Here is a 20,217-nt window from a genome sequence, read left to right as displayed (position 1 = left end):
GAATACTAATAATTTAATCTGTAAGTTACATTACTTATTAAATGGCCAAAAGCAAAATTCCATTCTGTAATTAAACAGTTTGTATTCTTTTAACCCAAAATTTGCTCCATTTTTCAAGCAATTACTTTTTTTTACAAATCACCCTATTGATAATTGGGCCATTATCGCCAATACTACATCATTTGCGATGTTGTAAACTCTTTATGGTTACTCGTTTCCGATTATATTTTTTTTATTTTACTATAGAAGATTATGAAGAGCTCAAAAGTAATAATAGGGTCAATGATAAAATCCCGAAGAAAAGAAAAGCAATTTTCACAGAAGCACTTAGCCGATCTTCTTGATGTTGATCGTCAGTATGTTTGGCGTCTAGAAAATGGCAAAGTTAATTTAACTATGGATTATCTGGATAAAGTGATCATTAAGCTGAATTGCCTTAATAAGGATTTTATAGTAATCCCAAAAGAAGTATAATCATTAACGCCTACAAGACTCCATTAAGAGTATTTTCAGAAATCGAATATTTGCCCTCAAAAGAATAATCTGGAAAATATTTAGGAAAAATTATATCCACCATATATCTTATATCTCAATAGCATTAAGAATAATTAATCTTATTTTTAGGCATTCGGGATTAAAATGAAGTTACGCCAAACCACAATATATGACATTGCTAGGGATTTAAATATATCCAAGTCAACGGTTTCACGCGCATTAACAAACCACCCAGAAGTAAAAGCTGAAACCCGAAAAGCCGTTCTTGAACTTGCTGAAAAACTAGATTATCAGCGAAATATGCTCTCCATTAATCTAATTTCAAGAAAAAGTAATCTGATTGGAATTATAGTTCCTGAATTTGAGACCTCATTTTTTCCGCAGGTAGTAATTGGTGCCCAAGAGTTGGCGAGTAAATATGGTTATAATGTCATAGTATGCCAATCGAATGAAAAATTCGAGACCGAAGTAGCGAATACCAAGGTGATGCTAGCTAGCCAAGTAGACGGAATATTAGTTTCAATTTCGAAAGAAACACGAAGCTATGAACACCTGAAAATTTTTCAGAAAAAAGGTATTCCGATGGTTTTATTTAACCGAGTTTGCGATGAACTGATTGTGCCTAAAGTGGTTATCAATGATTATGAAGCTGCATTTGGTGCTGTAGAACATCTTATCCAGACAGGCAAACGAAGAATAGCCCATTTGGCAGGTCCTGATTCGCTAATAACGAGTAGAAAACGTCTAAAAGGATATCTAGATGCCCTCAAGAAACATAAAATTCCAATTGATGAATCATTGATTATCCCATACGATTTTACCCTAGAAAAAGTTAAAATCTATATCCGTCATTTAATGGAGCTTCAATATCCACCTGATGGATTATTCATTGCCAATGATCCTGCCGCAATCGAAGCAATCCGTACGATCAAAAATATGGGGATACAGATTCCACAACAAATAGGAATTGTTGGTTTCAGTAATGACTATGGCTCCAATCTTATTGAACCCGGACTAACTACTGTTGATCAGCCTAAAAGGCTGATAGGTAGTACAGCGATGCAATTATTACTAGACCTCATAGACAAGGAAGTTTCGCAATGGAAAGCTGTTACTAAAACCCTTGATTCAAAGCTGATAGTAAGAAACTCAAGCATGTTACAGGAGTCAGAACCCGCTTAATTGCTCATAGTTTAATTCAATTAAAATACCTGAACCTCAAATATTGCTGCAGGAACATTGTCAGAAGGATGTTCCGGGAAAATCCGGATTGAACCTGTATTTATTGCATGCTCCAGAATTAGTTCATTAACAGCTTGATAATTTCCAGTCTTTTCAAAAATCATTTTATTATCAGCATCCATAATCCTGTAATTTCTGACTGTATGAGGCACTACACGCTCAGGATGAACCCTTAAGGTTGATTCAAGTGGATGGTCAAAATCTGAATCAAAAAATAAAACAATTCGCTTGATCTCAATTGGTTCATCCCAAGTTAAGGTTACACATGGATGTTCATCATTCAAATCAGCTACCCAGACATTCGCGGCATTAGTTGGGCGACACAAGCCATTAATCAGGTTTGACACGTTAAAGGGCTTGATCGCAGTAGCTAGTTTAAATGCCAGGTTTTGTTCTGCCGGTCTTCTTGAAGGAAGCCAGAACTCAAAGGAATCGATTCCAATTCCATCAGGTGGTAATTGCACTCCACTGGTGGCCACAGATTTGTCATACCTATTCATCAACATCATGGTACCACTCAGAAACATTTTGCTTGTTTGAACTGAAACCAACTCATTTTTGAGAATACAAACAAATACGTACTGATCTTTTGTGGTGATATGAGCAAAATCTGTAGTTAATATACTTTTTCCAGGGTTTACAGAAATTTCTCTGCTTTCTATAATTATTTCTGGCGTATAATTGATTGGATTAGCACTAACCCGTAATTGCATAGTTAAATTAGTGCTTTCCTTTGCATCAATATCAAAACTAATTTTTATCTTATCTCCTTTTGCGGTAGGTAAGATTTGGGCAGTAGAATATTCAAGTTTCTGCCAGCTTCCATCAGCCTTAAGTTCTTTCAATTTATATTCAGAACTGGCACTAAGAACCGCTTGATGCGCTAAATTTGTCTTTTCAGGCGCTAAGCCTGGAATAAAATGTCCGTTTTGCATTAATTCTTGTCTCAATTCCTGAACTTTTTCAGAATTGGCTAGCGTAGAAGGAGTAATTCCATTTTTAAGACAATATTGAGTTGCTAAACCTATCACTTGTGCCGAATAAGATACCGTGGCCATTACTCTGGAGGAACCGAATGCCACATGACTAGCGCTTATAATTCTGCCGGCTAACCACAGATTTTTAATGTTTTTGCTGTACATGCATCGTAGCGGAATCTGATAAACCCCTTTTGAATGCCATTGATTACAACCCGGCCTTTCACTAAAAACTCCGTCGGCAGGATGCAAGTCTAATGACCATCCCCCATAAGACACTGCATCTGGATGCTCGAGCTGTTCCACAACATCTTTTTGAGAAAGAATATAATCTCCTTCAAACCTCCTGCTTTCACGCTTACCCGGAATTTGTCCGACCCATTCTAGGGTTAAGTTTTCGGCTTCGGGATATTTTCCGGAGTTTTTAACATGATCCCATATTCCATAGATCACTTTCCATAACTCCCATTTAATTTCTTCGGTTTGATGTATGGTATCCAACCTTCCTCCGTATTCAAGCCACCAAAGCTTACAACCATGAACACTGGTATCATATGAACGGTATTTAACTATTGAAGAAACATCTTTTAAGGCATAAGAAGGAGCAGTAAACGTAATTGGACGACCGGCGTCCTTAGTGAAAAAGTAAATAGAATGACCTAAAAGTTCGCCATATTCTTTATCGGGTGCAAAACCCTCATCAAATTCATCTTTTGACTCTGCTCCCATCCTGAAAGCTGCACCTGCCTGAAATGCTACAATTCCGTCACCAGATGAATCACAAAAAAAAGATGCAGATAATAGGTAGCGGGTAGAATTCTGACTGCAAAATCCAATAACCTCTTTGATTACATCGGGAGCAGATTTTACAACTTCATAAACGGCAGTATTCAATAGAAGTGTTAAATTCTGCTCATTTTTTACCTTTTCTAACAAAATGGTATCCAGAATAATTGCATTCCCATCTGGATTTCGGTACATATTTTCAATCAAGATCTCACTCAAAACCCCACCTTCTCTTGACCAGCGGTTATTGTTTCCCATGCTGGATGTTGCTCCTAAAATCCATAATCGCACTTCGCTCGAGGCATTTCCACCAAGTACCGGCCTATCTTGAACCAAAACAACCTTTAAACCCTCTCTTGCTGCAGCAATGGCTCCGCATGTTCCTGCGATACCACCCCCAATAAAAACCAGATCAGCATTAATTGACTGCTCATTAATTGAACGACCGATAGAGGAAAACTCACTTTTAATCATAAATAATAATTAATCTTAATAAATAATTTAATTCTTGGAATAGAATACAATCCTTTTTGAAGCCCTCCATGGAATAATAGCGAGAACAAAAATCAATGCCGCTATCGTGCCCAAAAGACCAATATTATCTTTAGTAATTAAGCCCAAAATCAATAAGAGAAATGCTGTAAATGCGAGAGCAAATGCAGTGATTTTCAAACCAAATTTATTTTGTTGTAAAGATTCACTTATTTCTTGCGCTGTTAAATTTTCCTTCTGAACCTTTCTTGCGCTTTTATAGGTTTGAAATTCCAAATATTGTGGACTAAGGTAATTGGCGTAATAAGCTCTGATTTCATTCGCTATAAGAAGTAAAAGCGGTACTCCAACACCTATCAACATTTCTTCGGCCCTGCTAAGCGTGAAATCGATAAGGATGGGGAAAATGATTTTAAAGATCAGATTGATTCCCAAACTAAAACAGGTTATTATCAATGTTGCTTTCCCGCTAAGCCTTTTGGAGAATAAAGCCCAGATTGGTGGAGCTAAAATCGGGCCTCCGGTAATAGCACCCACGCTGAGCGTAACATTCACCAAACCACCGATATATGGAACCATAAGCGCAATAGCGATCATCCCTAGGCCAATTGCCCAAGATGACAGACGGGCCACACTCATGAGTTTACGGTCAGTTGCCGCAGGATTAATTCTACCTTTATAAATATCATTCGTAAATACTGCAGAAACAACATTTAAGGTTGTATTGGCAGATGCAGAAGTTGAAAAATACATTCCGGTTAGCATCAAGCCCAATAATCCGGGAGGAAGCACTAACTGACAAACCATTAGATACGCATTTTCGGTATCCAAACCTGTCAGGGATGGGTTAATGGTCTTGTAAATCATTGGGGGCAACATCCATAAAACCGGACTGATCAGGTACAAACCTGCAAAAAGATAGGCAACTTTTTGGGCAGATTTACTATCCTTAACACTGGTATAACGTTGTACAAAGGTCCAGTTACCTCCAATATAGAAAATATGGTAAAGTGTAAATGCAATGATAAATACTAAGGTAAATTCACCATTGATCAAATCAAAAAAGCCTTCCTGTGCATTCGCCTGAAATTTTGATATGCCTCCCGCTGCGTCAAAAGAAAGAGGGAGTATGATCAGTACCGCAGCAGTTAAAATCACAAACTGAAGGATATCAGTTACCATAACAGCCCAAAGTCCGCCAACAGCAGTATAAGCAATCATAAATAAGCCCATAACAATGGTTGAAGGCATTAATGGATAACCCAATGAAGCACTGACAAGCTTGGCAACCGGATACAAAACGGTTCCTTTAATGAATAAAGAAACCATCATAAAAATATAGATATAGGTTTTTTGCACTTGAGGACCAAGGCGTTCTTTGATAAACTCGGCAGCTGTAAGGTTTCCGGTTGATTTCCATAAGGGAGCCAGATACAAACCGCTGAATAAAGCTCCAATACACATGGTCCACTGAATGGTAATGGCTACCCATCCATATTTATAGGCTATTGAACCCCAGGCAACAAATGTTCCAGCCGAAAAAAAGCTCATAAAAAGAGACAATCCTCCAATAAACCAAGGCACAGACTCTCCTCCTGCAAAAAAGGATTTTAAATTAATTCCTGTTCTAGAAAATATGAGTCCAATGCATAGTACGAATGCAGAAAAAACAAGAATGACTAGGGTATCAATAGTTGGACTCATAATTAAAATTAGTTTAAATGGACTGTAATAATCAATAATAGTGAAAAACTATATTGTCAATTACTATATAAAGTGTTAGGCAAAATCGTTTTTAAAAATCAAGATGTAAGTTCTTTGTGTTTTAAAATCATTTTCTTCATACCTAGATGTATTATGAATGAAATAAGTAAGAGGATAATGCCAAAAATAGCAATAATCATTCTTCCGCTATTAGTCATTGATGAAAGAAAAAACAAACCAATTGAACAAAAAACTAAACTTACGATTATAACTTTTCCTGGGAATGTGTCAAATACTTTTGGCGCTGCACCAGCCTTTAAAACTTCAATAGAAGAGATGCGTAACTTTTCAATAGCTGTCCACCCTTTATCAACCTTATTTTTACCTAAATATTCAATTATTATTAGAAGCAAAATAGGAAACAGTACTCCTACTAAAATATCAATATCATTACTTTGGATTGAAAGACCAAAACGAAGAATGCCACCAAGTGTAAAACTTGTTAAAGTAACAATACACATTTCCTTGAAACCAATACTACGACTAAACATTCCCCATAAAGTAGGAGCTAATAAAGGTAAAACCAATAAAGAGTTGATGGAGATTATTACTTTTTCTGCTCCTCCCATACTAGGAATAAGTAAAGCGAGAATAATTAAGACTAATCCGAGTACTGCCGTAAGAATACGCCCTACTTTAACCAAAACTCTTCCTGATGCTTTTGGGTTAATTAATGGGCGATAAAAATCAGTAGTTAGAACACCTGCAAATACGTTAAGTTGCCCACTTGCAAAACTGGCTGTGGCAGAAAACATTGCCGAAAACATCAGCCCTAAAACACCAAATGGTAAAACAGATTTAGCAGCCAAGATATAAGCTTGCTCCGGATTAGCATCAGGGTTGATTCCTCGGTAAATTAATGGTGGTAAAAACCATAAAATTGGTGATATCAAGTACATAATCCCAAAAATATAAGCAGATTTTTTAGCATCAGATGGTGATTTAACTGACAAAAAACGTTGAACAAAAGCCCATTCTGCTCCACAAATAAAAAAGTTGATGGTAACCCATCCTACTAAAAATAACCAGCCATAATCATTGGATGTTGGAGAGAAGAAATTTTCCGGCAGCGTAAGCATTAATTCACCAAAGTCATCAACTTTAGCTATCATCAAGATAACAACTAGCAATACAACTAATACCAGTAAGATAAATTGGACTACATCGGTCATTAGAACGGCCCATAATCCACCTATCATGGTGTATATAACCACAATAGATCCAAAAATAATTACAGCCCAGGTAAGGGATAGGTATCCGGTGGTCGAATTTCTAAGGAAGTTTCCTTCATCTAAAGGGATTAAAGCTACTAAAACAATTGCTAGTGCATAAAATGAAACTGCTACTGCAATCATTTTTTTTATCATCAATGTCCAAGTGTAAAAATGGAGTCCGATTTTTCCAAATCGTAAATTGATGTATTCTGCCGGTGAGGTTACACCGAGTTGATTCCATTTACCTGCAACAAAATATCCAGCTAGTAAAGACGCTACTCCATAACACATATTGATAACTACCGCTACAAGTCCCATTTTGTATGCAATACCTCCCCAAACAACAAAGGTACCCGCTGAAAACATCGTCATAAAACTACTGATTCCAGCAGCCCACCAAGGCGCCTGTCTATCTGCTACAAACATATCTTTTTGATTATTAGTTCTCTTGGCAGAAAAAAAGGCAATAGCAAACATTCCTAATACATAAATTATAATTGTATAGTAATCGAATTTTCCCATTATAGTCTTAATTAAATTTTACAAATAATCTTGTTTATCAACCCTTAAATATTAGTGTTATAACATTTTTACCCATATATCTTTTGAATAACACATAGCCCCTTTGACCACATTGGCTTTGCTTACACTTTGAATGTGAGCATTTCAATAGTCAGTTCAACTAGACTTCACTTAGTTGATTGTAGTCCTTAAAATACAGTCAATTGACGGTTGAGCTTAATTTTTAAATTTCACATCAAAATATTTTCTTCTTCTAGATCTTGTAAAATCAAGTCTAAATCTAGTTTAGCCTGAGTATCTAATTTTGGTAGAGGAACCCTAACATGTAAGGCATCGACAATACCTCTTTTTTTGAGGATATATTTTGTGAGTTCCATTCGATATATCATTTGAGCAGTCAATAGTGGAAGACTCATTCGATACAAATTTCGAGCTTGTTTTGCCTCTCCTTTTTGATGTGCATGATAAATAGCAACATGCAAATCAATGATTTCAGCAGCCGGGAAGGCTCCTAAAGAACCTCGGTTGAGTTCATCAATTATAAATCGTGCTCCAGCACCGCCAAAAACTCCCAATAAATGCGGCAAATTACTATTCAACAAAGCCGTAATGGTTGGACCCGAAGGGAGGGTTTCCTCTTTAATGTATTTAATAGCTTCATTATTTTTTGAAATAAGTATTAATTCTTCAGCATTAAGGCCAGCTCCACTTGGTGAAGGAGCATTTTGAAGTACTATTATTCCATTTGGCAATGCCGCAGCGACATCCTGAAAAAACACTCTGTGTTTATCTATATCCTTTTCAAACTCCTTTGGAGCCATAAGCATAAAATGATCAATACCGTTTTTCATGACTTCTTTACCCAAAAGAATGGATTCTTCTTTACTGGAAGCACCAATCCCTGCTACAATAGGCAAACGCCCATCAACTTCTGCAACAAGTAATTTTATTAATTCCAACCGTTCCGAGGAAGTCAGATAATTATACTCACTTGCCAATCCAGGGAAAACAATGCCATGTGCTCCCGCAGCAATTACGAACTGAATAACTTTTTTCTGTGCTTCCATATCGATTTGGTTATCTATGGTAAAGCAGGTTGGTATTGCAGGTAAAATTCCTTTTAACATAATTTATTTTTTAAATATTACAAATTGAATACGGCCCTATTGATGAGCCATTTTTAGTGCATTGGTACTATAATAACTTAACTTATGGTGATAAATTTTTAAAAAAATCGGCAGAACATTTTCCTTTTGATCTGTAATCCAACTTTTAACTATCACTCTGAATGATCTTGATAATAAATAATTGCCTATTTATTTATATAACTCCTTAATACTTTTCTATGGTATTACTTATTTCCCTTCAGTCACATCTCTTATCAATCGAAGCCAATTCAGTCCCATCACCTTATTGATACGGGATTGCGAATAGCCAATTGACTTTAATGCTTTATACATTTCAGGATAATCACTCGCATCTTTCATTTCCTTTGGAAGAGCAATCCCGCCATCAAAGTCTGATCCTAGCGCAACATGATCTTCTCCAACCAAGCGAATCCCATAGTCGATAACTTTGGCCAGTTGATCAGTACCCATTCTATACTCATCTGGTATAACTCCACGAAAGACATAAGGCAAACGTTTAGCAACTTCTTTATCTGCATCTTCTATTGTCAAAAACGGTTTCTCCAATTCTACCTTTGGTATTGCAGAATTTGGCTTTGAATTTTCCCAATTGAAATATTTTGGACCATTAAAGTAGTTCCCAAATTGAAGACCAATTACACCACCTTTGGCCGCCACAGCTTTAGCAGCATCATCAGAAATATTTCTTTTTATGTCAACAATTCCGCGAAAGCCACCATGGGTGAATGCAACTGGATGTTTACTGACATTAGCAGCTTGTATAATTGCATTAGATGAGGCATGGGCAACATTAATAACCATCCCTAGTTTGTTCATCTCTTCAATTATAGTTCGACCTTTTTCATTAATACCATTCCACAATTCTTTACCATTACAAGCATCAATAAATGAATTAGTTTCGTTGTGAGCAGTGAGTTGCATAGATCTTAGCCCCAAACGATATAGCGCCCTCAGCAGATTTAAATCCCCTTCCATGTCGAAACTTCCTTCAAGATCTAGAAATGCTGCCATCTTTCCTCGGCTATTGATCTCCTCAATTTGGGAAGCATTTAATGCCAGTTCAATAGTTGCATTATTCTTTTGTATCTGATCCAGTGCTAATGATATAACCCGAAAGGTATTCTTAACCTCAAAATGTCCCGAATAATAAGGCTCAGGTGTATAAACAGAGAAAAACATGGCATTTATTTTTCCCTTCTTTAAACGTGGTAAATCTACCAGACCATCTGAATAAAATTGGCCAATGTCAAGACCTTGTAAAAGCTGCCGGGACATTACATGAACATGTCCATCCATAACAAATGCAGGCTCGCTAAGGATTTCAGAAGAACTTAAAGATGAATGTGATCCTTTAAGTAACAAAGTTGAACTTGATGCAGATTTTAGTCCAAATAGATTTTTAGCCATTGGAAGGAGAACCATTCCTTTAATTAATTCTCTACGTTTCATTCGTTTTATTATTTATAAAAAAAGATAATATACCTCCTCAAACTTATTTCCATCATCATATTTATAGTTAATGAAAATAAAATAGTTGCATTCTGTTCTACTTTTTGTTTATAAACTCATACCCTTTTGGTGGCCAAATGCCTGTACTTTGTTCGGTTGGAGGCCAAGGATTTTTAGGTATATATGGTTCATACCCTTCGCCTGAGTATTTCATGTCCAAAAATGGGGTCATCTTTAATTTACCACCTTCATTAAGTGATCGGATACCCATATCAATAATACTACTAGTGAATAGGCTTCGTTCAAAAGGTGCAGGTGGCTTGCCCGTAATAATAAATTGTTCGATATTATAACACAGGTAGCTAGTGTGATAGCGTCCAACACTCGCATCAAGAACAAATTCTGTAGAAATAATTTTACCATCAGCATGGGCTGCATAAGCCCATCCCGACCTATTATTCAGGCCATCTGGCCTAGTAAGTTCTTGAATTCCATTTAACATTAGAACTACCCCTCTTGTACCGTCAATGTAGGATACTTTTACTGCATAGGGCATTTTAACTAAATCGCGAATTGAACCTGGAAGCTTAAATGAAATCCTATCATAAGCTGCTTGAACTAATTTCCAAGATATTTCTCCCAAATCCATTGCAGCCCATACCTCATCACCTTTAAGCGTTTGAACGCTTGCAACACCCGTTTCTCCGCCAGATCTGCGCTCATGCATTAACTGAAGAATTTCTGTTACATGGAAGCCATAAGAATCGAGAGTAGATGGTCCAATTGCCACAGATTCAGTAATTTTTGTACCTAAAGGATGAACTAGATAAGGATCACGCGAGGTATAGGTCAAAGATGATCCTGTCATCATAGGAACATTTAGTTCTTTTGCTCGATCAAAAATCCACTTGCTATCAAGCCAACTATAAGACAGGGCCTTGTCTGAATAAATTGGAACTGATTTATTGGAAGCATCAAATACTCTGAAAATTTGTTCTAAAGTATTCATACGAGGATACATTTTTTCGCCAAAGCGATTATTTGGGTAATCGCCATGCTCCCCGATGTAAACAACAGCATCAACCGCCAGTTTATCTCCTCCCAGTGTTAATGCATCAGCAATAGTGGGATATAAAGTGACGCCATTCTTTTTGGCCATCTGAACACCAATATCATTAGATCCAATTTGTGCAATATACATTGACACTATCTTTATTTTTGGAGGTACTATACCCTGGCCCTGATCCATCGGACTTCCCAAAAAAAGTTTAGTGCCTATAGCATCAGCATGCGATATACTGAAATATATATTACATATAAAAGCTACAGTTTTAAGTCCCTCAGGATTATTTAATTGATCGTCGGATTTTTGAAGAAGAATAGGATTTATGCCCTCACTTCCAAAACTCAATCCTGGGACAATTGATAAACTAGCTAAAGCTAAGCCCGTCTTTTTAATAAAGTTTCTTCGGTGATTAAATTTTTCTATTTTCATTATATTCAACATTTAATACTATATGTTAGCAATCGAAACTTATATAAATGTATTATTAAGAGAAAGAAAACTTGATAGATTTCGACCGAAAAAATATCGGGAACGGTCCCAAATTTCGGGAGCGCTCCCATAATATCCGGAAGGTTTTCTGATTTACACAGTTATATGAGAATTATATTTTAATTATATAGTAACCCAAGAGTCAGAAATTTATACTTATCAAAATATATCAATCATTTTTATCAATGTTAATTCAAAAGCCCAAAAGCTCAAAAAAATAGTGATAGATTTATTAAAAATTAAAACTATGATTAAAGTAAGTTTCTTTAAGATTTTATCCATCCTATTCCTACTGTCCTGTTCATTATCTGTTTCCGCTCAAAATGAAAAAGCAGAAGCTGATATACAAACAATTATGAAAAAGCTCGACGTAGTGGGTCTTTCTGTTGCCGTAGTAAAAAAAGGCGAGATCATTTATACCCATTCTTTTGGAGTGAAGGATAACACCACAAACCATCCACTAACTGATGAAAATATTTTCCGGATAGCATCTATTTCAAAATCATTCTCAGCCACTTCAATCATGCAGTTGATAGAAGCTGGAAAGCTTTCACTAGATGATGATTTTAGTGATCTGGTGGGCTTCAAAATCAGAAATCCGAAATTTCCGGAAACAGTAATCACCTTGAGAATGATCTTATCACACACTTCAAGTATTAATGATAGCCAAGGTTATTTTACACTTGATGCCATTAATCCGGCAAAAAATCCAGATTGGCAAAAATGCTATAGCGATGTAGCACCAGGAACAGATTATCGCTACTGTAATCTAAATTATAATATGATTGGGACAGTAATTGAGAAATACTCAGGAGAACGATTCGATAATTATGTAAAAAATCACATCATCAATCCATTGGGTTTATATGCTGGATACAATGTTGATTCTATGGATGCTATGCGCTTTGCCACTTTACACGAATACAATACAAGCACTAAAAAATTAAGCCCTTCACCTCTAGCTTATGCTCCCAGAAAAGAGGAAATAAAGAATTATGTAATGGGATACAGTACTCCTATTTTTTCTCCCACCGGCGGAATGAAGATATCGGCCACTGACCTTGCAAAATATATGACCATGCATATGAACTATGGTAAATATAAAGGAACCAGGATCATGTCAAAGAAAAGTGCGCGCTTAATGCAGACTAAAATCTCTGAAGAAGAAGGCTATGGAATGGCTATAGCAAATCGTGAAGATGTTATACCGGGTAAAATAATGACCGGACATACTGGATCTGCCTACGGACTATACAGTGCCATGTTTTTTAATCCTAAAGAAAAATTTGGAATTGTAGTGATCACAAATGGCTGTAATCCAAGCTCAAGCAATGGATTAAATGATGTTTTAAGAGCTGGATTGAATAGTTTGTACGAGAATTTTATTAAGTAGTATCAGGAACCAGGAACAAAAAAAGCTGAAAGCTGAAAGTCAAAAGCCGAGAGCCAGGAACCAAGAACCAAGAACCAAGACGAAGGACAATTTAATGCTAATTTGAGTATTGAGTATAGAGTATTGAGATAATTCTGCTTCACCTCATACCTCATACCTCTGACAACAGACAACTGATAACAGATAACCACTATTTGAGTATTGCGTATTGAGATAGATTCTGCTTCAGACCTCATACTTCATACCTCATACTTCATACCTCTGATAACTGATAACTGATAACCACTATTTGAGTATTGCGTATTGAGATAGATTCTGCTTCATACTTCATACCTCTGATAACTGATAACTGATAACTGACAACTGATAACCACTATTTGAGTATTGAGTATTGAGTATTGAGATAGATTCTGCTTCATACCTCATACTTCATACCTCTGATAACTGATAACTGACAACTGATAACTGATAACCACTATTTGAGTATTGCGTATTGAGTATTGAGTATTGAGATAGATTCTGCTTCACCTCATACCTCATACCTCTGACAACAGACAACTGATAACAGATAACCACTATTTGAGTATTGCGTATTGCGTATTGAGTATTGAGATAGATTCTGCTTCACCTCATACCTCTGACAACAGACAACTGATAACTGATAACTGACAACTGACAACAGACAACTGACCTCATCCCTCTACGTAAGTCCATGCTAGTATCCTGCTCACCTTCTGTCCGTGTTTCATATCAATGGTTCTAACATCTGTTGCACTTAATCTTTCAAGAGCCTTATAACATGCGGATAGGGTTTCTTTCTTGGAAACCAAGGAGGTAAACCAATGTACTGATTGGGCAAATCGGGCACTCTCTTCAATCATCCTCAGAAGAAATCGCTCCTCACCGCCTTCACACCATAATTCTGCATTTTTACCGCCAAAATTCAGGCCTATTCCTTCTTTTTTATTTTTACCCAGATTTTTCCACTTTCTATCGGTGCCTTCGGCAGCTTCCTGCATTGAAGAATGAAACGGGGGGTTGCAGATACTCAAGCTGAATTTTTCTTCGGTATGAATAATATCTGTAAATATCTGATCTGCAGAGCGCTGCCTGCGGATACTTATAAATTTTGAGAGTCCATTAGCATCAATAATATTTGTTGCAGCACGACTGGCAAGTTGATCAATCTCAGAACCCACAAAAGTCCAGCCGTATTCATACTGGCCAATCAATGGGTAAATGCAGTTCGCTCCAACTCCAATGTCCAGTACTTTAATATGTTTGCCTTTAGGAAGCTTTCCATCCTCTCCAATCAATAAGTCGGCTGCGTAATGAATATAATCTGCTCTTCCGGGTATGGGTGGGCATAAGAATCCTTCTGGAATATCCCATAAATCAACACTATAAAACTGCTTTAATATGGCTTTATTCAGTGCTTTAACGGCTTTTGAATCTGAAAAATCAATAGAAAGATCCTGATATTGATTTGGAGTAACATAATCGGCCAGTTCAGGGCAGGCTATGATCAGTTCCGGGAAATTATATCGAAGTCTGTGACGGTTTCGGGGGTGGAAACCATCCTTTTCAACCGGTATTGATTTCTTTTTGGGCATTCTGCTAAATTATCTAAATAACCCGAATTAGATATTAAACTATCTAAAGAATAAGAATTAACCACATAGATTGACTTTTATTATATTCTAAAGGAAACATAGATTGTAAATTACATAGATTGAAGCGAAGCTTCAAGGCTATTTGTGTCTAAATATAGGTTAGAAGCTATAAATTACTATGCTTCTATGTGGTTTTTTTATAGTTTACCTTAAACATAGTGAGCTAAGAATGAGTACCCAACCTTATTCAAATTGAAATCCCATTTTCCTCAAGGTCTGTGATATCATCTATATCACTGAGCTCTTCTAATAAGGCATACGAAATACCCTGATTATTGAAATCATCAATCGTTTTAGTAAGAACCTGGTTGGTACTCCATGGTTTATTAACAAATAACTCTGGATACAATTTAGTTAAGCCAAGCAGATAATAGCCACCATCACTGGCAGGCCCTATAACAGCGGTATTAGATTCTAGTAAAGTTACAGCCTCTTGCAGGTTTTCAGTTTGTAACTGTAAACAATCACTGCCAATGATAACAATTCGGGTAAAACCCTGCTCAAATAGCTCTTTGAATGAATTTAACATCCGTTCACCAAGATTAGTTCCGCTTTGCATTCTTTTAGTATAGCCTGGAACGCTCCAAAGGTCATAATCACTAACTTCATCAGCATAGTAAATAAACTTTCTGAAACTAAGGCTTCTGGTAATTTTAAGGGTATGTTCAAGTAATTGAAGATAAATTGCAAGAGCCCGTTCATCACCTATATCCTTTGCAAGACGTGTTTTTACCTGCCCTAAAATTGGGTTTCTCACAAATATTACCAAAGCGGTTGAGCTGAGCATAGTCATTTTTTAACTGATAAGGCTTCCTCCACAGCTAGATCCTTCGCCGGCAGTACATCCAAAACAATGCTGTTTTATTACAATATCTCTATTTTTTAACCGCTCAAAATCAAAATCCGAAATATGTTGACTAGTTGAAGTGCTTACTTTAAGGTCAAGCATCTGATTAAAATCGCAATCGTACAAATAGCCATCCCAGCCTACAGACAGCATGGTTCGGCACATGAGATTCTGGACAGATGTAGGATTAAACGCAGATATCAGTTTATCCATGTACCTTTCATAATTTCCTGAGGTTAATAAATAGTCTAAATACCTGCTTATTGGCATATTGGTAATAGCAAACAGCTGATTGAATAAAATACCATACCGAGACGACAACTCCTTTTTATATTCTTTCTCTAAAGCTATTTGAGATGGTGGAAGAAAAGCTCCTGCAGGATTGTAGACAAGATTAAGAACCAATTCACTTCCCTCCTGCCCGTATCCGACAGCATTTAGCATGCGCAAAGCTTTTATAGAATCTTCAAAAACACCATCACCCCTTTGCCTATCTGTTCGGTCTTGGGTAAAACTCGGCAAAGATGAAACAACCTCAACCTGATGCTCTTTAAAAAATTCGGGAAGATCATTGAACCGCTTATTAGCCACAATAATGGTCAAGTTACAGCGAACTAGGATATGCTTCCCCAATTTTTTAATTTCTTGAACAAACCAACGAAAATCAGGATTCAACTCAGGAGCTCCTCCGGTAAGATCCACTGTTTTAATTTCTGAGTTTTTTAAGATATGAAGACATAATTCCATGGTTTGCCTACTCATGATCTCTTTTCGGTCTGGCCCTGCATCAACATGGCAATGCCTGCAGGTCTGATTACACATCTTACCCAAATTGATCTGGAAAATTTCTAGCGCTAAAGTTTTCAGTGGAAACAGTCCAAATTCATCAAGCCTGGCCTTAAAAGAAGACTTTGAATGATCTGAATCAGGCTCTAGCAGCGCAAGCTGATTAAGAGAATCAGAAAGCGGATGGTGTAAAACTTTGAGTGATTTAATCATAACTGGTATTACATCCCAATTTCTTTGACCTTGTTCATCATTTGAACCCCATGAACAAGCACTGCTCCGCCTTTTATAGCTGATGCCACATGAACAGCTTCCATCATTTGTGCCTCACTATAGCCTTTTTCATAGGCATCGCTGCTATAGGCATCAATGCAATATGGACATTGTACTGCATGTGCAACAGCAAGGGCAATAAGCGATTTTTCTTTTGCAGTTAAATGACTATCCTTAAATACTTCACCGTAATAGGAAAAGAATTTATCTGCAAGTTCTTTCTGGAATTCAGCAATGTTTCCAAATTTACCCAGGTCTTTTGAGTTATAATAATGATTATCCATCTTATTTTTTTTAAAGTGTTCAATATATAAACTCCAATCCTATTTCTTATAATTTTTTGAGGATCAAGTTCGTTAAGAATAAAACGATGCTCAATAGCATCAATACTTATAGTTTATACTGCTATCCAAACTGTTTTAGAAGAAAAAAGGATTATCTAAGGATATAGAATTCTGGCCTCTTACTAAGTAAAAACTGTATATTTGTATGTTAAATGTTAAAAAAGCTTAGGTGTATTTTTTGCGATCCAAAAATATTCTACTCACGCTAATGTGAACTTAACTTATCAAACTTCTATAAATAAATTTTATTGTAGTACTCACGGTGCTACTTTTTCAGAAAGCGGAGCAGTAGGCAATGGCCCAGCAACCCGACCATTGAACGTTTATCAAACAGAATTAACAGGAACTACCTTAAGAATATACGGATGAGATTTATATTTTTTTTATTAATTGGATTGATTCCTACACCAGCTATCTGGTCAGGTAATTTCAATGAAACAGCAAAAATTGCAAAAGAATCAAATAAATTGATCCTAATTAATTTTTCAGGATCTGATTGGTGCGGTCCATGCATCAGGCTTAAAAATGAAATCTTTGCGACTGAAGTTTTTGAAAAATTTGCTTCAGAAAAACTATTGCTAGTTAGAGCTGATTTTCCAAGACAAAAGAAAAATAAGCTTCCTGAAACTCAGGTTAAATTAAATGAAATGCTTGCAGAGCGTTATAATAAAGATGGGAAATTCCCTTTTACATTGCTTGTAAATAGTGAGGGTAAGATTTTAAAAACATGGGACGGGCTCCCAAAAGAAAATGCTGCTCAATTTGTCAAGCAATTAGAGCTTCTGAGTCAAAAAAGATAGAAACATGAATTCTCAGAGTTTGTGCAACAGGGTTCTTAAATTAATGGGCAACCGTTTTGAGTTCACTGTTATTGCTGAGAATAAAGAAATTGGAAATCAAGCAATTGATCAGGCAATAGTTGAAGTAAAAAGGATTGAAGAATTACTCTCTACATTTAAAACTAGTAGCCAGGCTAATGAAATAAATGATCAAGCCGGTATTAAACCAGTAAAAATAGATAGAGAAGTATTGCAGTTAATCAGCAGGGCTAACAAGATCTCAGCAATCACAGATGGTGCTTTTGACATTACCTATGGTTCAATCGACAAAAGCCTATGGAACTTTGACCTAAACATGACCAGCCTGCCAGATCAAGAAACGGCCTTAAAAACTGTAGAACTGATCAATTATCGCCATGTGCTGATCAATGATGAAGAATGTACAGTCATGCTAAAAAATAAAGGAATGCGAATTGGTTTTGGAGGTATAGGCAAAGGCTATGCAGCAGACAAGGCCAAACAAATTCTTCAAAATTTGGGTATTAAAAGCGGAATTGTAAATGCTGCCGGCGACCTAATCACCTGGGGAGAACAATTAAATGGTTCTGCATGGACCATTGGAATTGCTGATCCTGACCAAAGCGGCCGGCCATTTTCTTCTTTAAATATCAGCAATATGGCCATCGCTACCTCTGGCAATTACGAAAAATTTGTGATCATTGATGGCAAACGTTATTCGCATACCATTGACCCCAAAACTGGCCTACCAGTAAGCGGTATAAAAAGTGTCAGTATTCTATGTCCTAGTGCAGAACTTGCTGATGCTTTAGCAACTCCAGTGGTGGTTATGGGAGTTAAAGTTGGATTAAACCTTATCAATCAGATTCAACACGTAGAATGTGTGATCATAGATGACCATGATAAACTTTATACCTCTAAAAACATTATTATAAAGGAATAATATGAAATCAGTAAACAAATTAACAAGAATTTTTCTGCTTGGGATATCAGGAATAAGCATTTTCTGTTCTTGCAGCACAGTAAAATCTTATCAGAAAAATAAATTAAACGATTCAGAGATGGCATTAACATCCAGAAAGATCCAAAAATTCGAACAAAGTTTCCAATTATATCGTGAAGGTGCTTCTGGCTCAAATGGCGGTAAAAGTGGTGGTGGCTGTGGCTGTAATTAATTGTTGAAACAAAGGAAATGAGAAGAATATACCTATTTGTTTTTGTACTTTATCTTGGAATATTAAATAGCTATTCACAAACAAAGGCACAGCGCACAGCATCTGCAGCAAATGACAGCACAAACTACCAGTCCAGAAAACTTCATGTAGATGAGGTTAATATTGTATCCGCCTATTACCATCAAGACGGTAATAACTCAGCGGTTACTGGAGGAATTGGAACTGAAAAGCTAAGTGACATTGCAAACACATTTGACCTGCAGATCTCAAAATTTGATAAGTGGGGTAAAAAAAACACATTCACATTTGAAATTGGCGTTGATTATTACACCTCTGCATCATCTGATAAGATAGATCCGAATAGTATCTCATCAGCATCTATGCAAGATACACGAGTTTACCCATCCTTAAATTGGACAAAATCAAATGAAAAAACCGGAAATTCATATGGATTTTCAGGTTCATACTCATATGAATATGATTATAAATCTATTGGTGCAGCTTTTAATTTAACTCGTTTATCTAAAAATAAAAATACTCAGTTTGATTTTAAGCTTCAGGCATTCCTTGATCAATGGTCAGTCATACTTCCAATTGAATTGAGAACATTCAGTGCCAAAACTAAAGACGATGATGATGATAATGGACCTTTAAGTCCGAGGAATTCATTCAATAGTTCATTTTCCATTTCGCAGGTCATTAATCAGCAACTACAGGCTATGCTGATTATTGAACCATCCTATCAGCACGGTTTACTTGCTACAAAATACCAGCGGAGTTATTTTACCAATGGCACAGTAAAATCTGAAAACCTTCCGGATAATCGTTTTAAACTACCCATTGGTGTACGATTGAATTACTTCCTGAATGACCAATTTATCATACGAACCTTTTACCGCTATTATCAGGATGATTGGGGTTTAAAAGCGCATACCGCTGAGCTAGAGATCCCTACTAAAATAAGTCCATTCTTTTCTATAAGTCCGTTTTATCGCTATAATAATCAAAGCGGAATTAAATATTTTGCAAGCTACGGGCAACATAATCCTGCTGCAACCTATTTTACAAGCGATTATGATTTATCTAGCTTAAGTAGCGATTTTTATGGGACAGGAATCCGCTTTACTCCTCCTAAAGGTGTTTTTGGAGTACAGCGATTAAATATGGTTGAATTAAGATATGGGCATTATGTGAGATCAACCAGTTTACTTTCTGATGTGGTTTCTTTAAATCTCAAGTTTAAATAAGTTAATCAGTTCTCAAAGTTTAATTAAAAAAGACAGGT

General features: G+C 36.4%; 17 protein-coding genes and 1 pseudogene. 8 read left to right on the top strand and 10 right to left on the bottom strand.

From position 1 onward, the window contains the following. The first annotated feature begins 282 nt into the window (after positions 1–282). Together ACIQZ6_RS03820 and ACIQZ6_RS03815 are read left to right on the top strand one after the other, a co-directional pair. Complete coding sequence (locus ACIQZ6_RS03820) at positions 283–474, top strand: helix-turn-helix domain-containing protein (RefSeq protein WP_395808369.1); 192 nt, start codon at positions 283–285, stop codon at positions 472–474. Positions 475–639: 165 nt separating this feature from the next. Next, positions 640–1,677, top strand: coding sequence for a LacI family DNA-binding transcriptional regulator (locus ACIQZ6_RS03815; RefSeq protein ID WP_395808367.1), 1,038 nt, complete (start codon positions 640–642; stop codon positions 1,675–1,677). A 20-nt stretch (positions 1,678–1,697) separates the two neighbouring features. On the opposite strand, the gene ACIQZ6_RS03810 is transcribed toward ACIQZ6_RS03815, so the two are convergent. The 6 genes from ACIQZ6_RS03810 to ACIQZ6_RS03785 form a co-directional block, all read right to left on the bottom strand. Next, positions 1,698–3,974 (bottom strand): FAD-dependent oxidoreductase, encoded by a 2,277-nt coding sequence (locus ACIQZ6_RS03810; protein ID WP_395808365.1) that lies wholly within the window; start codon positions 3,972–3,974, stop codon positions 1,698–1,700. Positions 3,975–4,001: 27 nt separating this feature from the next. Then, positions 4,002–5,696, bottom strand: coding sequence for a sodium:solute symporter family protein (locus ACIQZ6_RS03805; RefSeq protein ID WP_395808363.1), 1,695 nt, complete (start codon positions 5,694–5,696; stop codon positions 4,002–4,004). Positions 5,697–5,794: 98 nt separating this feature from the next. Continuing rightward, positions 5,795–7,492, bottom strand: a complete 1,698-nt coding sequence (locus tag ACIQZ6_RS03800; RefSeq protein WP_395808361.1) for a hypothetical protein — start codon at positions 7,490–7,492, stop codon at positions 5,795–5,797. 230 nt (positions 7,493–7,722) lie between these two features. Further along, positions 7,723–8,619: a dihydrodipicolinate synthase family protein gene (locus ACIQZ6_RS03795; RefSeq protein WP_395808359.1), complete on the bottom strand. Its 897-nt coding sequence runs from the start codon at positions 8,617–8,619 to the stop codon at positions 7,723–7,725. Positions 8,620–8,847: 228 nt separating this feature from the next. Further along, positions 8,848–10,089, bottom strand: coding sequence for a dipeptidase (locus ACIQZ6_RS03790; protein ID WP_395808357.1), 1,242 nt, complete (start codon positions 10,087–10,089; stop codon positions 8,848–8,850). Positions 10,090–10,186: 97 nt separating this feature from the next. Beyond that, complete coding sequence (locus ACIQZ6_RS03785) at positions 10,187–11,584, bottom strand: hypothetical protein (protein ID WP_395808355.1); 1,398 nt, start codon at positions 11,582–11,584, stop codon at positions 10,187–10,189. A 307-nt stretch (positions 11,585–11,891) separates the two neighbouring features. On the opposite strand from ACIQZ6_RS03785, the gene ACIQZ6_RS03780 reads away from it, so the two are divergent. After that, complete coding sequence (locus tag ACIQZ6_RS03780; RefSeq protein WP_395808353.1) at positions 11,892–13,037, top strand: serine hydrolase domain-containing protein; 1,146 nt, start codon at positions 11,892–11,894, stop codon at positions 13,035–13,037. Between the two features lie 692 nt (positions 13,038–13,729). Here the strand turns inward: ACIQZ6_RS03780 and rlmF are convergent. From rlmF to ACIQZ6_RS03760, 4 genes are all read right to left on the bottom strand, one after another. Beyond that, a complete protein-coding gene (gene rlmF, locus ACIQZ6_RS03775) occupies positions 13,730–14,650 on the bottom strand; it encodes a 23S rRNA (adenine(1618)-N(6))-methyltransferase RlmF (protein WP_395808351.1) in 921 nt (306 codons plus the stop codon). A gap of 247 nt (positions 14,651–14,897) precedes the next feature. Then, entirely contained in the window at positions 14,898–15,497 is a 600-nt protein-coding gene (locus tag ACIQZ6_RS03770) for a TIGR04282 family arsenosugar biosynthesis glycosyltransferase (protein ID WP_395808349.1), read from the bottom strand. Between the two features lie 9 nt (positions 15,498–15,506). Beyond that, positions 15,507–16,556, bottom strand: a complete 1,050-nt coding sequence (gene arsS / locus ACIQZ6_RS03765) for an arsenosugar biosynthesis radical SAM (seleno)protein ArsS (RefSeq protein ID WP_395808347.1) — start codon at positions 16,554–16,556, stop codon at positions 15,507–15,509. A gap of 8 nt (positions 16,557–16,564) precedes the next feature. Beyond that, positions 16,565–16,900: an arsenosugar biosynthesis-associated peroxidase-like protein gene (locus tag ACIQZ6_RS03760; RefSeq protein ID WP_395808345.1), complete on the bottom strand. Its 336-nt coding sequence runs from the start codon at positions 16,898–16,900 to the stop codon at positions 16,565–16,567. A 240-nt stretch (positions 16,901–17,140) separates the two neighbouring features. Here ACIQZ6_RS03760 and ACIQZ6_RS03755 point away from each other — a divergent pair. The 5 genes and pseudogenes from ACIQZ6_RS03755 to ACIQZ6_RS03735 all read left to right on the top strand — a co-directional run. Further along, positions 17,141–17,329 (top strand): annotated as a pseudogene (locus tag ACIQZ6_RS03755) (ubiquinol-cytochrome c reductase iron-sulfur subunit); the annotation flags it as partial. Further along, positions 17,326–17,760 (top strand): thioredoxin family protein, encoded by a 435-nt coding sequence (locus tag ACIQZ6_RS03750; RefSeq protein ID WP_395808343.1) that lies wholly within the window; start codon positions 17,326–17,328, stop codon positions 17,758–17,760. The pseudogene ACIQZ6_RS03755 and the gene ACIQZ6_RS03750, both read left to right, overlap by 4 nt. Positions 17,761–17,803: 43 nt before the next feature. Next, on the top strand, positions 17,804–18,700 hold the full coding sequence (locus tag ACIQZ6_RS03745) for an FAD:protein FMN transferase (protein WP_395808341.1): 897 nt from the start codon (positions 17,804–17,806) through the stop codon (positions 18,698–18,700). Position 18,701: 1 nt separating this feature from the next. Continuing rightward, the gene (locus tag ACIQZ6_RS03740; RefSeq protein WP_395808339.1) at positions 18,702–18,932 is read left to right on the top strand and encodes a DUF4266 domain-containing protein; all 231 of its coding nucleotides are present in this window, start codon (positions 18,702–18,704) and stop codon (positions 18,930–18,932) included. A 17-nt stretch (positions 18,933–18,949) separates the two neighbouring features. Beyond that, entirely contained in the window at positions 18,950–20,179 is a 1,230-nt protein-coding gene (locus ACIQZ6_RS03735) for a DUF3570 domain-containing protein (RefSeq protein ID WP_395808337.1), read from the top strand. The last annotated feature ends 38 nt before the right edge of the window (positions 20,180–20,217 follow it).

Origin of the sequence: Daejeonella sp. (genome assembly GCF_044348475.1) — a bacterium.
GTDB lineage: Bacteria > Bacteroidota > Bacteroidia > Sphingobacteriales > Sphingobacteriaceae > Daejeonella.
This window is presented reverse-complemented; position numbering and strand designations above follow the sequence as displayed.